Source organism: Flavobacterium sp. UW10123, from assembly GCF_040538975.1.
Classification (GTDB): Bacteria; Bacteroidota; Bacteroidia; order Flavobacteriales; family Flavobacteriaceae; genus Flavobacterium.
In genome coordinates this window covers 277,864-293,248 of record NZ_JBEWQE010000002.1, presented here as the reverse complement: position 1 = coordinate 293,248, position 15,385 = coordinate 277,864, and the positions used below count along the sequence as shown (strand labels likewise).

At 33.7% G+C, this 15,385-nt stretch carries 9 protein-coding genes; all 9 read left to right on the top strand.

What is annotated here, in order from left to right; genetic code table 11:
* The first annotated feature begins 10 nt into the window (after positions 1-10).
* The 9 genes from truA (at position 11) to lpdA (ending at position 15,049) form a co-directional block, all read left to right on the top strand.
* Positions 11-745, top strand: a complete 735-nt coding sequence (truA, locus tag ABXT06_RS03610) for a tRNA pseudouridine(38-40) synthase TruA (protein WP_354589517.1) — start codon at positions 11-13, stop codon at positions 743-745.
* Between the two features lie 83 nt (positions 746-828).
* A complete protein-coding gene (locus ABXT06_RS03605) occupies positions 829-2,583 on the top strand; it encodes an ABC transporter ATP-binding protein (protein ID WP_354589516.1) in 1,755 nt (584 codons plus the stop codon).
* Positions 2,584-2,599: 16 nt separating this feature from the next.
* Entirely contained in the window at positions 2,600-4,177 is a 1,578-nt protein-coding gene (locus ABXT06_RS03600) for a sensor histidine kinase (protein WP_354589515.1), read from the top strand.
* Between the two features lie 86 nt (positions 4,178-4,263).
* Entirely contained in the window at positions 4,264-6,858 is a 2,595-nt protein-coding gene (locus ABXT06_RS03595; protein ID WP_354589514.1) for a zinc-dependent metalloprotease, read from the top strand.
* Positions 6,859-6,874: 16 nt separating this feature from the next.
* Positions 6,875-10,213 carry a SusC/RagA family TonB-linked outer membrane protein gene (locus tag ABXT06_RS03590; RefSeq protein WP_354589513.1) on the top strand — a complete coding sequence of 1,113 codons (3,339 nt, stop codon included), beginning with the start codon at positions 6,875-6,877 and terminating at the stop codon, positions 10,211-10,213.
* A 13-nt stretch (positions 10,214-10,226) separates the two neighbouring features.
* Positions 10,227-11,546, top strand: coding sequence for a RagB/SusD family nutrient uptake outer membrane protein (locus tag ABXT06_RS03585; RefSeq protein ID WP_354589512.1), 1,320 nt, complete (start codon positions 10,227-10,229; stop codon positions 11,544-11,546).
* Between the two features lie 149 nt (positions 11,547-11,695).
* A complete protein-coding gene (locus ABXT06_RS03580) occupies positions 11,696-12,460 on the top strand; it encodes a LytR/AlgR family response regulator transcription factor (protein ID WP_354589511.1) in 765 nt (254 codons plus the stop codon).
* 225 nt (positions 12,461-12,685) lie between these two features.
* Positions 12,686-13,270, top strand: a complete 585-nt coding sequence (locus tag ABXT06_RS03575) for an NUMOD4 domain-containing protein (protein WP_354589510.1) — start codon at positions 12,686-12,688, stop codon at positions 13,268-13,270.
* Positions 13,271-13,660: 390 nt separating this feature from the next.
* A complete protein-coding gene (lpdA, locus tag ABXT06_RS03570) occupies positions 13,661-15,049 on the top strand; it encodes a dihydrolipoyl dehydrogenase (protein ID WP_354589509.1) in 1,389 nt (462 codons plus the stop codon).
* The last annotated feature ends 336 nt before the right edge of the window (positions 15,050-15,385 follow it).

Below are 15,385 nucleotides of genomic sequence, written 5' to 3'. Positions count from 1 at the left end.
AACCTCAACAGTGAGATATTTTATTCAATTTGCTTATAACGGAACACATTATCATGGCTGGCAAATACAGCCAAATGCTTCTTCAGTCCAAGAAACTTTAAATAAGGCTTTTTCAGTTTTATTAAATGAAACTATCAGCATTATGGGTGCTGGAAGAACGGATACTGGTGTTCATGCAAGCGAAATGTATGGTCATTTTGACACAGAAAAGACCTTAGATATTCCGGTTTTGGTTTATAAACTGAATTCTTATTTGCCAAAAGATATTGCGATTTTTGATATTATATTAGTTCACGATGATGCACATTGCCGATTTGATGCAACAAAAAGAACTTACGAATATCATATCAATACGGTTAAAAATCCGTTCTTACAAGAATTGAGCTGGTATGTCACGCAGAAATTGGATGTGAATTTAATGAACGAGGCTGCTCAACTGTTACTGAAACATACCGATTTCCAGTGTTTCTCAAAAGTTAATACAGACGTAAATACATTTGATTGCACGATTTTTGAAGCATACTGGAAACAAGAAAACGGGAAACTGATTTTTACCATTTCGGCAAATCGGTTTTTGAGAAATATGGTTCGGGCAATTGTGGGTACTTTAATCAATATTGGTTTAAAGAAAATTACTTTAACTGATTTTGAAAATATTATCGCCAGCAAAAGCAGAGAAAAAGCAGGATTTTCGGTTCCAGCACATGGTTTATATTTGACCAATATTTATTACGATTATTTATAGCTATAAGCTATAAGCTGTAGGCTTTAAGCACTAAATGTCAAGCCTATTGCCTAAAGCCTAAAGCTTAAAGCTTGAAAAAACAAATGAAAGCAAAAGCATTCGACACAGGATTATTTAAACGAATTTTAAAATATACCCGCCCTTATAAATGGCGTTATTATGGCGTAATCATATTTGCCATTTCGCTGTCTATTTTTGCCGCACTTCGTCCTTATTTACTAAAAGAAACTGTAGACGGCTACATCAAAACTCATGATAAAATGGGTTTGTTGATGTATATTATTTTAATGGGCGTCGTTTTATTGATGGAAGTTTTCTCGCAGTTTTACTTTGTCTATTGGGCCAACTGGCTCGGACAGGATATTGTAAAAGACATTAGAACAAAACTTTTTCAGCATATTCTTAGTTTTAGAATGAAATATTTCGATTTGGTTCCAGTTGGCCAATTGGTCACACGTGCCGTTTCGGATATTGAATCGATTGCTCGAATTTTCAGTCAAGGTTTATTTATGATTATAAGCGATTTGATGAAAATGGTTGTGGTGCTTATTTTTATGTTTTACATGAACTGGAAATTAACTTGGATTGTTGTAATTGCGATGCCAATTTTGGTTTATGTAACCAGAATTTTTCAACGTAAAATGCAGGTGGCTTTTGAAGAAGTAAGAACTCAGATTGCCAACATGAACTCTTTTGTACAGGAGCGTGTAACGGGAATGAAAATCGTACAGCTTTTTAACCGCGAAAAAATCGAAGCCGAAAACTTTAAAGAAATCAACAACAAACATAGAGTCGCCTGGATTAAGACTATTTTGTACAACTCTATCTTCTTCCCTATCGCAGATATTATTTCGTCTATTACTTTAGGTTTAGTTGTGGTTTATGGCGGTTTTAGAATTTTGAACGGAGATCATTTTACGACTTTTGGAGATTTGTTTTCTTATACCATGTTTATCGGAATGCTTTTTAATCCATTAAGGCAAATTGCGGATAAATTTAATGAGATGCAATTGGGAATGATTGCTGCCAATCGTGTTTTTGATATTATCGACACGCAAGATCATATTCAAGATACAGGAACCATTGAAGCGCCAGTTTTCAACGGAAGCATCGAATTTAAAGACGTTCGTTTCAGCTACATTCCAGAGGAAGAAGTTATAAAAGGAATTGATTTATCGGTTTCGGCTGGACAGACTGTTGCTATTGTAGGTTCTACAGGAGCAGGAAAATCTACGATCATTAATTTATTAAATCGCTTTTACGAAATAAATAGCGGAACAATCTGCATTGACGGCGAAAACATCGAAAACTACACTTTGGCTTCTTTGAGAAAACAAATTGCTGTTGTTTTACAAGATGTCTTTTTGTTTGCCGATACTATTTATAACAATATCACTTTGCACAATCCAGAAATTACTCGAGATAAAGTAATTGATGCGGCAAAGAAAATTGGTGTTCATGATTTTATTATGAATCTGCCAGATAATTATGATTTTGATGTAAAAGAGCGAGGTGTTATGCTTTCTTCTGGACAGCGTCAGCTTATTGCTTTTTTACGTTCTTATGTGAGCAATCCAAGTATTCTGATTTTGGATGAAGCCACTTCTTCGATTGACACATATTCTGAAGAAATGATTCAGCGTGCAACAGAAACAATTACAAAAGGAAGAACTTCTATTATTATTGCGCATAGATTAGCAACAATTGTGAATGCAGACAAAATTGTGGTGATGGATAAGGGATTGATTGTTGAACAAGGTACACATCAGGAGTTATTGCAAAAGACTGATGGGTATTATAAAAATTTATATGACTCGCAGTTTGCTGTGGCAAACTAAGTTATAATACTACTTTTTGAAATTTAGATTAAAAAATATTACTTCTAGACGTGCTTTTTTAATATACGTTATTGTCTCGATTCTGATTACGGTTTCGGCGGTTTACACTCTTAGCAATCTGATTACTGATTTAACCGAAAAATCAAATGATGATATAGCTACGCGCAATTTTTTTAAAAAGCAGGAATTCATGTCCGAAGAACTTTCGAAGTTTTTGGAGCAGGAAAAAAAAATTGAGCATGTTTTAAAAATAAGCAATTCGCGAAACCTAGATAATAACCTCCAGCTTTTATCTTCACTTCAAACGTATAATAAACTGATTGTAAACAATTGGTTTCAGATTAATGAAAATGCCATTCAGTACGGAAATCCTTCTATTTCTAACGGAATTAAAAATGACGTAAAAGCATTTCTTCTTCAAAATAAAAACATTGAACATCTGAGCGTAATTCTTCCGCAAGGAAACGAATGGGTTTGGCGTATTTATTTCAAATTAGTTTCAGAAAACAAAACCACTGTAAAATATGGCTATGACATTAATTTAAGATTGCTTCATAGTTATATTTCTAAAATAGATAAAACAAAAACGGCTACTAACTACGCTTTTGTTTTTGACAAAAACGGAACTTGCATCTATCATCCAGAAATTGCTTTTCTTGGAAAGAATATTTTTAAAATTTCATCTCTTACTCCGTCTGATACTGTTTATACTAAGAAAAAGGATTTTGTCAAAAGGACAACTATCTCTGAATACTTGCAATTGGACGTTATTCGTTTTACCAAAAAACTGGATATAAAAAACTCAAACTGGTTTGTTTGTGTTAACGTTCCGAAAATGGTTGCTGACGAAAATGTAGCTTTGGTTAAAAAGTATTCAACCTCAATTTATTTGATTACTACAATCATGCTGCTTTTGATTTTTTATCTTTTTTCTTATGCCAACAGACGTGCTTATAGAGAAAAGGGAATTGTCATAAAAGAGAAGAATAAACTCTTAGTCGAAAATGAAAAAATCATCAAAGAAAAAGCTCTAATTCAGTTACAGCAACTGAAAGAGCAAATTAATCCGCACTTTTTGTTTAATTCGCTCAATTCGCTTTATATGCTAATTGGAAGCGATATTAAAGTAGCGCAAAAATTTACTTTAAACCTATCTCGTATTTATCGTTATTTAATTGATCCGCCAGAAAAGAACATTGTCTCTTTGAAGGACGAATTATTACTTATCGAAAAATATATCTTTTTGCAACAAACTCGTTTTAGGGAAGAGTTATTCTTTTCTATCCAAATTGAAAACGAAGCCGCATTAAACAAACACATCCCCTATCTTGCTTTTCAGATTGTGGTCGAAAATGCTATTAAGCACAATAGAGCCACTCAGGAAAGTCCACTTACTACAAAAATCCTGGTTAAAAAAGATCAGGTTATCATCAGCAACAATCTCCAAAAGAAGTTGGTTGCAGAACCAAGTACTAAATTTGGGTTAAATTACCTAAAGAGTATTTACAATTATTATTCAAAAACAGAATTTAAGACATCAGAAAAAGATGGCTATTTTGTTTGTATTCTTCCATTAATATCCATTCACTCCTAAAAAAAAGCCACTCACTCCTTTTTGTTTTTTTTCCGAACTAAAATAAAATAGTTTCGGACCTAAAATTAACCTAAACTTAACATCTGATGAAGGAAAAATCATTCCTGCATAATTTGATAATATTTTGCATATCCATATTACTATTATCGTCGCTTACTGTACATTCTCAAAAGAAGAAAAAAGACAAAAAAGAGGACAAAACCGAAATTAAAAAAGATTCTACCGATTCTAAAAAGGGTAAGAAATATGACGACCTTGTCAAAAAAGGTTCTCTCAAAAAAGGACTATTCAATGTTATTCAAGTAAAAACCGATGTTTATTTTGAAATTCAAGACAGTTTATTCCAAAGAGAATTTTTAATTGTAAACAAATTATCTCAAGTTCCTTTTCAAGTAAATGAAGCTGGATTAAACAAAGGAATGAATTATGAAAACAAAGTCATTAGTTTTTATAAAGATACAATCGCGAAAAAGGTTTGGGTAAAATCGTATGTTCCTAAGGTTTCCTCACCAAAAGAAGATGCGATTACACAATCGGTTCAAAATAATTTTGCAGAATCTATTATTGAAGTTTTTGATATTGAAACCAAAAATAACGATTCGACTTCTGTTGTTATTAAAGTAAACAAGATTTTTGACGGAAAACAAAAAAGCTTCAATGATGTTTTGAGCAACACTGGCATTGGAGGTTCTGTAAAATCTGATTTATCATATATAGAAAGTTTAAAAACTTTCCCAAAAAACATTGTCGTAAAATCGCAACTGACAACTTCTTACAGCGATGGCGCATCATCATTACCAATTACGCTTGGTGTGACAAGTAATATTATTTTATTGGACAAAACTCCAATGAAACCACGTTTTTCTGATAAACGAATTGGTTTCTTTTCTGAAAAGCATTGGTATTTTACCGATGCACAGCAAGCAATGGTTGAAAAAGAACTAATTACACGCTGGAGATTAGAACCTAAAAAAGAAGACGAAGAAAGATATTTGAAAGGTGAATTAGTAGAGCCGAAAAAACCAATCGTTTATTACATTGATCCATCGACTCCAAAACAATGGAGAAAATATATTATTGATGGAGTACACGATTGGCAGGCAGCTTTTGAAAAAGCGGGTTTCAAAAACGCTATTATAGCAAAAGAACCTACTGATAAAGATTTGGATTTTGACATTGATGATGTACGCTACTCTGTAATTACGTATGCTGCATCTCCAAAATCAAATGCTATGGGGCCATCTGTAGTTGACCCTAGAAGCGGTGAAATTATCGAAGCCGATATTATCTGGTGGCATAATGTAATGACTTCGCTTCAAAGCTGGATGCGTATTCAGACAGGACCAATTGACCCAAAAGCTAGAGGAAATAAATTTAGTGATGAACATATGGGAGAAGCAATTCGTTTTGTTTCATCTCATGAAGTTGGGCATACTTTTGGGTTAAAACATAATATGGGTTCTTCTTTTGCTTACGATGTAGAATCGTTGCGTTCTAAAGAATTTACAGCAAAAATGGGCGGAACCGCTCCATCAATTATGGATTATGCACGTTACAATTATGTAGCTCAGCCAGAAGACAACGTAACAGTTATTACTCCGAAAATTGGAGAATATGATAAATATGCTATTGAATGGGGTTACAGATGGTACTCGCCTAACGACAACGAAACAACAAAACTAAACGCCTTAATTACAAAACATCAAGATGATCCCATTTATTTTTATGGTGAGCAGCAAGGAAATGTAATTGACCCTCGTTCCCAGTCTGAAGATTTAGGAAATGATGCTATGAAAGCAAGCGAATACGGTTTGAAAAACTTAAAACGTGTTGTAGATAATATCCTAACATGGACTTATGATAAAGATCAGTCTTACTATGAAACAGGCAAACTATATATTGGAGCTATTGGCCAATGGCAAACATACAGTGATCATGTATTGGCTAATATTGGCGGTGTTTATTTAAACACAACGGTTCACGGCGATAACAAACAAAGTTATGTTCCAGTTCCTGCAGCAATGCAGAGAAGAGCAGCAGATTATTTAGTTAAAAATGTAATTACAGTTCCGCAGTGGTTGTTTTTCAATGACATTTTAGAAAAAACAAATCCGCTGAGAGATTCTCCTTTTGGTCCTTATGAGTACACACCATATACAATGGCACGAGGATTACAATACGATGCCATGTATAGTTTATTCAGAGATGACCGTTTACTTCGAATGACAGAAAATGAGTTATATCAGCGAAATAAAACTAAAGACCCTGTTTTTACCGTAAATGATTTGTTTAAAAAAATGCATCAAAACGTTTTTGCAGGAACAATTGCCAATAAATCACTATCAATTCTGGAGCGTATGACACAAAAGAATTATGTAGATGTTTTAATTGTTTCGACAAATAAATTATTTGAAAAAACCGAAGCGAAGAAATCAATCGAAATTCAGCAGACTTTAAGCATGCCACATTTATGCAATTATTTAGAGGATGCATATACGGCAAGAAACATTAATAACGCTTTTTTAAGTAGAGTTGCAGAAGTAACCTCAGATAAAAAAGGCGAATTGATAAAAGTCCTTCAATTATTAAAAACTAAAAAAAATACGGGAGACCAATCTACCCAAAACCATTACCGCGATTTAATACAGCGAATTGAAAAAAGTCTAAACACAACCTTTTAATACACAACCCAAAAACATGAAAAAAATTTTACAAGCCTTACTGCTATTCCTGGCCATCGCAGGATACTCGCAGGAAACCCGAACCATTTCGGGAATCATTCAAGATGCAGCAGATTCATCGCCAATTCCGGGTGCATCAATCTTTGTTGAGAATAATTCGATATCAAATAAAACTGCTATGGCAGGTATTATTCATAGTGAAGCAATTGGAACTACATCAGATTTCGATGGTAAATTCACTTTGAAAATCGCAAAAAATGTTACTACATTGAGAGTTACCTTCATGGGATACAAATCGTACACTATTGAATTAACGGCTCAAAAAGATTATACTATTGCACTAACTTCAGAAACCGCAAAACTTCAGGAAGTTGTAATAACAGGTTATCAGAAAATTGAAAAAAGAAAACTAACCTCTGCCATTACAAAGGTAGATATGGCTTCAATTCAGCAGACAGGTGTTGCTAGTATTGACCAATTATTGATTGGACAAGTTGCCGGAGTTGCCGTTACTACTCCATCAGGAGCACCTGGTGCAGCTGCAAAAATTAGAATTAGAGGTACAGCTTCTTTAAACGGAACACAAGATCCTTTATGGGTTTTAGATGGTCTCCCTTTAGAAAATAATGATGTGCCAAAAAATTACGATAAAGACAATATCGACGTATTAAACAACTATTCTATCGCTGGTTTAAATCCAGACGATATTAAAGATATTACAATTTTAAAAGATGCTGCGGCTACTGCAATCTATGGTGCACGTGCTGCAAATGGTGTAATCGTTGTAACTACTAAAAAAGGTAGAAGCGGTAAAATGACCGTGAGTTTCAATACTAACACTTTTATCACGCAAAAACCAGATTTTTCTAAATTAAACTTAATGAACTCTAATCAGAAAGTTGATCTTGAACTTAATATGGCGAGCCGTGCAGATTTGACTTACAGAGACACCGGTGGAGATGTTGCTCGTATCCTGAATGGAGCGAATGAATTAGACGCATACAGAGCCGGTGGATTCTCTTCTTTGAGTCCGCAAACACAGCAATCAATCAATAATTTAAGAGGCATCAATACAAATTGGGGTAATTTATTATACCAAGGAGCCATCAACACACAGCACGGATTAAGTCTATCTGGAGGTGGAGAAAGATCTGATTACTATTTCTCTTTAGGATATTATGATGAAAAAGGAACAACAATTGGAACTGGTCTTAAACGTTACAACTTAACCTTAAAAAACAACTACGACATTACAGATAAATTTAAAGTGGGTATTGGTATTTTTGGTTCGGATAGTAAAACTACCTCTTACGTAACAGATACTGACGGTTTTACAAATCCTGCAAACTATTCAAGAAACGTAAATCCGTATTTGACACCTTATAATGAAGATGGAAGCTATAAATACGATCCAGATATTGCTTCATATTCTGATATCAAATTGCCTTTTAATTTCTTAGAAGAAAGAAACAATACTTCTTACGATTTAAAAACAAGAGCTATAAAAGCATTGTTTGACGCTGAGTATAAAATCACTAAAGATTTGAAAGTATCAAGCCAATTAGGTTTGCAGCTGGATAATTCTTCTAGCGAAAAATTTGCCGGCAAGGAAACTTTTTACACTAGAAAACAAAAAGAAAAAACAAGCTATTATTCTGGCGGAGTTCAAAAATATTTCCTTCCTGAAGGCGGAATTATTCAAAATACAAACACAGACTTTTTTCAGTACAACCTAAAAACAATGGTTAACTATTCTAAAACTTTAGGAGAGAAACACGAAATTGAAGTTATGGTTGGTAATGAGTTAAGAAGAAATAAAAACACTTCTATCTTGACAAGAGGTTTTGGTTATGATGAAAAGAATTTGACAACACAGCAAATTATTTTCCCTAACTCTAATTCTATTAATGATGCTATTTACAAAACATACATCAAAACAGAAAAAGAAAATGCCTTTGCATCATTCTTTGCAACAGCTGCCTATACTTACAACAGAAAATATAGCTTCTACGGAAGTGTGCGTTACGATGGCTCTGACTTATTTGGTGTAGATCCTAAATACAAATACTTGCCACTTTGGTCAACATCTGGATCTTGGTTAGTATCACAAGAAAATTTCTTAAAAGACAGTAAAACTATTTCTAACTTAAGACTACGTGCTTCTTACGGTTTACAAGGTAATATTGATAAAAATACTTCACCTTATGTAGTTGGAGAAAATAAAACTACTACTATTTTACCAGGACAGACAGAACCTATAATTGAAGTAATGACCCCTCCAAACAGCAAATTGCGTTGGGAAAAAACAGAAAATACCAACTTAGGTTTTGATCTTGGTGTGTTTAATAACCGCATTAGCATTGTAACTGATTTCTACGGAAGAAAAAGTACCGATTTAATTGGTATGAAAGCGCTTCCTTTAGAAAATGGCTTTGAGTTTACCAATATGAACTGGGCGCAAGCAAGCAACAAAGGTTTTGAAATTGCTTTGGCTACAAAAAACATAGACCGTCCTAATTTTAAATGGAATACCACAATTAATTTGGCTCACAACAAAAGTAATGTTGACCGTTTAGAAATAAGAGACAACAGCTACTTGCCAAACCAAGAAGGTCATGCTGTAAATGCTGTTTTCGGATTTAAAACAAACGGAATTGACGAAAATGGTTATCCATTATTTGTAAACAAAAAAGGAGAAACTGTAAATGCACAGACTTTCTTTGGTTTATTTGATCCTTATGCTGAATTCTTGCCTGGAGAAATTACTCAGTCAAGTTTAACACCAGCAGAATTTAGAGATCTATTTGTTTACCTAGGAGACAGAGATCCTAAATTTACAGGAGGTCTTACAAACACATTTAAGATTCGTAATTTTGATCTTACTGTTGCAGCATCATTCAATATCAAACAAACTGTTACAAAAACCCCTCCTTACAACGGAACAATAGTTGACAGAGGACAGAATTATACAACTGATATTTTAAACGCTTGGTCACCAACAAACACTTCATCTAACTTACCAGGTATTACTAGTAAAAATTCTGGTACAGGAGATTCTTGGATGGCATACAGTTGGTTCTCTGGAGCAAGTCAAATTAACACTTACAACTACCTAGATACTTGGGTTAGCGAAATGAGTTATATGAGATTAAGCAGTGTTCGTTTTGGATATACATTCCCAAAAACGTTCACAGATCATATTAATATTCAAAGTATTCGTTTAAATCTAGAAGCAAGAAACTTGTTTGTGATTAGCTCAGATTACAAAGGTTATTTTGATCCAGAAACTTACGGAAACATTTATGCGCAGCCAGTTCCTAGATCATTTACTTTAGGACTTAATGTTACTTTCTAAAAAACTAAAAAAGATGAAAAAATTCTCAAAATATATAACACTATTCGTTGCTGCTATAGCTCTTAGCAGCTGTGATGATTACTTAGATATTACGCCTGTCGGAAAAGTAATTCCAGAATCGCTAGAAGAATTTCGTGCAGTTCTAACAAAAGGATATGCTCAATATCCAGAACACAAATCGTTGTCTGCTGTTCGTACAGACGAATTAGTAATGAACGAGGATAATAGTGAAGTTTCTATTTATAGAGATGTGTATTTATGGAAAGACGCAAATCCTGATAAAAGCACATTAGATTTTCATTATCAAGATTTATACAGTGTCATTTTTTACACCAATGTTGTTATAAATGAAGCTTCAAAAAAAGTAGAGGCATCTGAAGAAAAAAATCAATTATTGGGAGAAGCATATGCTTTGAGAGCAATGGCAAATTTTGATTTGGTAAACCTTTTCGGAAAACCTTACAATGCAACAACTGCTGGCACAGACAAAGGAGTTCCATTAGCGTTAGAAATAGATTTGGAACAAGTTTTTGTACCACAAAGTGTAGAAAATGTTTACAATCAGATTATTTCTGACACTAACGAAGCAGAGAAATTAATCAATATAAACAAGCAGCCAACAGGATTAAACTACCGTTTCTCAAAAATAGCTTTATTCAGTTTAGAAAGCCGCGTGTATTTGTATCAACAGCAATGGCAAAAATCATTAGATGCAGCCAATAAAGCATTGGAAATCAACAATACTTTAATTGACTTAAAAGCAACTCCTGTTCTAGCTACAAAATTTGATGGAAAAGAATCTATTTTAGCGCTCGAAGATGGTTATATAGTGGGTATCCAAAGAGCTTCATTTGCTTCTGTCGATTTAATTTCTGCGTATAACAAAACAACAGATTTGCGTTTCCCGCTTTACTTTACAGCTAGCGGAAGTCGTTTCAGAATTGCAAAAGGAGGAAATGACAATCAAAAATCATCTTTCAGAACTTCGGAATTGTATTTAACAAAAGCTGAAACTTTATTGAAGCTTGATAAAATTAATGATGCTAAAGCAATAGTTTTAAATTTCATAAAAAACAGATATTCAGCAGCTGGATATACACAATTAGAAGGTGAAGTTAATACAATGAACAAAGCCGATTTAACGAACTTCATTTACGAAGAAAGACACCGAGAATTTGCTGTTGAAGGTCACCGTTGGTTTGATTTAAGAAGAACAACTCAAAAACAAATCGTTCATAAATTTTTAAGTACAGAAAGCACTTTAATACAAAATGATCCGCGTTATACTATTATTTATCCAGCAAACGCGAGATTGAATAATCCCAATCTATAATTTTACCTAATTGTTTTTTTTTAAAAGGTCTAGTTTTTACAGCTAGGCCTTTTTTTTATAAAAAACAACACAACAAAATGCACTCTTTTTTGCTTATGAGAATTCCTGAATTTATCTTTGCAGCATAACTGATTACAAATATCTGTAAAATGAAAATTGCTATTGTCGAAGACGAACATCTTGCTTCTAGCTATCTAAAATCTATTTTAGAGCAGCAGGACGTTTTATCGATTGATACAATCAGTGTCTTGAAATCGGTAAAAGAAGCTGTCGCGTTTTTTAGCGAAAACAAAGTAGATCTCGCTTTTATGGACATTCATTTGGGTGACGGAAAAAGTCTTGAAATTTTTGAAAAAGCAGATATCTCTTGCCCTGTTATTTTTGTAACCGCTTACGATTCTTATGCTATTTCCGTTTTCAAACATTTTACAATCGATTATCTTTTAAAACCGTTTGAAGAAGAAGAATTACTAGAAGCCCTTCAGAAATTCAAAAAAATAAAAGATAGCTTTAACAGCAATTCTACACTCCAATCTTTAGTTGCAATCGAAAATCCTGAAAGCAGTAAAATACAGCGACATTTCCTAGTAAATCACGGTTATAAAATGATTTCTATTAATGAAAACGAAATCACCTATTTTGCCGCAACTGGAAAACATCTTTTTATTCATATAAAATCAACAAACAGCTATTTGTATAATAGCACTCTGACAGAAATTATAAACAGTCTTGATCCGTTTCATTTCTTCAAAATAAATCGAAAATATATCGTTAGCCGAGACAGTATTAAAGAAGTTATAAAACATTCCAACCAGAAGGTTGAATTGATTTTAACGGTTCCTGCCGCCGAATCTGACGCTATTTTCATCAGTAAAAAGGAAATCAATAACTTCAAAAACTGGCTAGATCAGTAATTTAATAATTATTTAGCTATAAATTAATTTCAATTCAAAAAACACGAAAACTGCATTTTTGATAATTTGTGATTTAAAATCCGACTAAAAACTATCAAAAACACTTTAAAACGTTAAATTAGCGTTATAGAAATCATAAAATTGCCCTTTCACAATCAATGAGATAGCAGAAATTTTTGGTTTATTATTTATCTTTGAGAGTATAGAAATCAAATGTAAAAGACAATGCCACAAAATAGATTTTATCCTGATGAAAAATTCAAAGAAATAGAAATAAATGCCTCATTGCAATTAAGATACGCCATTTCTAACAGAGGAAGATTAATAAGTTTTACCGACGATATTGAAAACGGACGCATTTTAAAAGGAGGTTTAAGCGACGGATACCCTACTTTCCGTTTTAAGGTTAAAAAAGACGATAAAATCGTAAACAAATATCTCTTCTTATACAAATTAGTGGCGCAGTATTTTATTCCGAAAGAATCGGAAGAACAGACGTATGTTCTACACTTAGATTATAACAGAGCAAACGATGACGAGCGTAATCTACGTTGGGCTACAAAACAAGAAATGATGGCACACAGCCGTAAAAGTCCACGCGTTATTCAGGCAAAAAAGAACTTAATTGAACACAATCTAAAAGCCGACGGACGAAAATTAACCACTACGAAAGTAATGTTAATCAAAAAAATCCTTGCTAGACCTGAACAAAAAACACGTCTTAAAATGATTGCAAAACAATTCGGCGTAAGCGAAATGCAAATTAGAAGAATTGCCAGCGGAGAAAACTGGGGACACGTGAAGATTTAATTGTTAATGGTTAATTATTAATTCTAAAAAAATAGAATAGCCACAGATTACACAGATTAACACAGATTTTTTAAATCATTTTAATCTTTTTAATCTGTGGCTTATTTTTTTGCCATCAGCCACAAACAATAAACAATAAACAATAAACCATCTACCATCAACAATTACTCACCAAATCGCAAAAATCAATTCATAATTCACAATTTGCAATTCACAATTCATTCGGTTTCTGTGAAAAGACCAAAATCTGTGTCTTTAAAAACAAAATTTCAGGTGTTCATATAAAATAAATCCTTAAATTCGCAATCACAAATAACAAAGAAGAAATCGAAAGATGAGTTTCGGAAATATAAACTTCATTTTCGATAGTTAATACTAAAAGCAAAAAAAATGAAATACGACGTTATTGTTTTAGGAAGTGGTCCTGGAGGATATGTAACAGCGATTAGAGCTTCACAATTAGGCTTTAAAACAGCTGTAGTAGAAAAAGAAAATCTTGGTGGAGTTTGCCTTAACTGGGGATGTATCCCAACAAAAGCGCTTTTAAAATCTGCTCAGGTTTTTGATTACCTTAAGCACGCTTCTGACTACGGATTGAAAGTTTCTGAATTTGATAAAGATTTCCCTGCAGTTATTCAACGCAGCCGTGGTGTTGCAGAAGGAATGAGCAAAGGTGTTCAATTCTTAATGAAAAAAAACAAAATTGACGTTATTGAAGGTTTTGGAAAACTAAAACCAGGAAAAAAACTTGACGTTACTGATAAAGACAATAAAGTTACAGAATATAGCGCTGATCACATTATCATCGCTACTGGTGCTCGTTCTCGCGAGTTGCCAAATTTACCTCAAGATGGTGTAAAAGTAATTGGATACCGTCAGGCAATGACATTGCCAACTCAACCAAAATCTATGATCATTGTTGGTTCTGGAGCAATCGGAGTAGAGTTCGCTCACTTCTACAACTCAATGGGAACAGACGTTACTATCGTAGAATTTATGCCAAACGTAGTTCCTGTAGAAGACGAAGATATCTCAAAACAATTTGAGCGTTCTTTGAAAAAATCTGGAATTAAAGTAATGACAAACTCTTCTGTTGAGCGTATCGACACGACAGGTGCTGGAGTTAAAGCTTTCGTTAAAACTTCAAAAGGAGAAGAAGTTCTTGAAGCTGACATCGTACTTTCTGCAGTTGGAATTAAAACAAACATTGAAAACATCGGATTAGAAGAAGTTGGTATCGCTGTTGACAGAGATAAAATCTTAGTAAACGCTTATAACGAAACTAACATTCCAGGATACTACGCAATTGGAGACGTTACTCCAGGTCAAGCTTTAGCTCACGTAGCTTCTGCTGAAGGAATTAACTGTGTGGAGAAAATTAAAGGTTTACACGTAGACCCAATCGATTACGGAAACGTTCCTGGTTGTACTTATGCAACTCCAGAAATCGCTTCTGTTGGTTTAACAGAAAAACAAGCAAAAGAAAAAGGTTACGAATTAAAAATTGGTAAATTCCCATTCTCAGCTTCTGGAAAAGCAAAAGCTGCCGGAAATGCTGACGGATTCGTAAAAGTAATTTTCGATGCTAAATATGGAGAATGGTTAGGATGCCACATGATTGGTGCTGGTGTTACAGATATGATTGCTGAAGCAGTTGTAGCTCGTAAACTAGAAACTACTGGTCACGAAATCCTTAAATCTATCCACCCTCACCCAACAATGAGCGAGGCTGTTATGGAAGCTGTAGCTGACGCTTACGGCGAAGTAATTCACTTGTAAAAATATACCGTTTTACGGTTATATATAATTCTCAATTTATAAAATCCGATTTGTGAAAACAAGTCGGATTTTTTTGTTACGAAAATATAGTTACACTCATTTTGTCATTTCGACCGAAGGGAGAAATCACACTAGAAATTCTACAAAGTAAATCGTCAATATTTGTCATTTCGACGTAAGGAGAAATCTCCATAAGTAGCTCGACTAAGATTAGTAAAAATCTTTGCTAATAACTTTACTTTGCGGAATTTCTCACGAAGATTTCTCCCTTCGGTCGAAATGACAATACTTTGGTTTCAAAAAAAGGCTCCAAACAAATCTCAAAATTCATTAAAT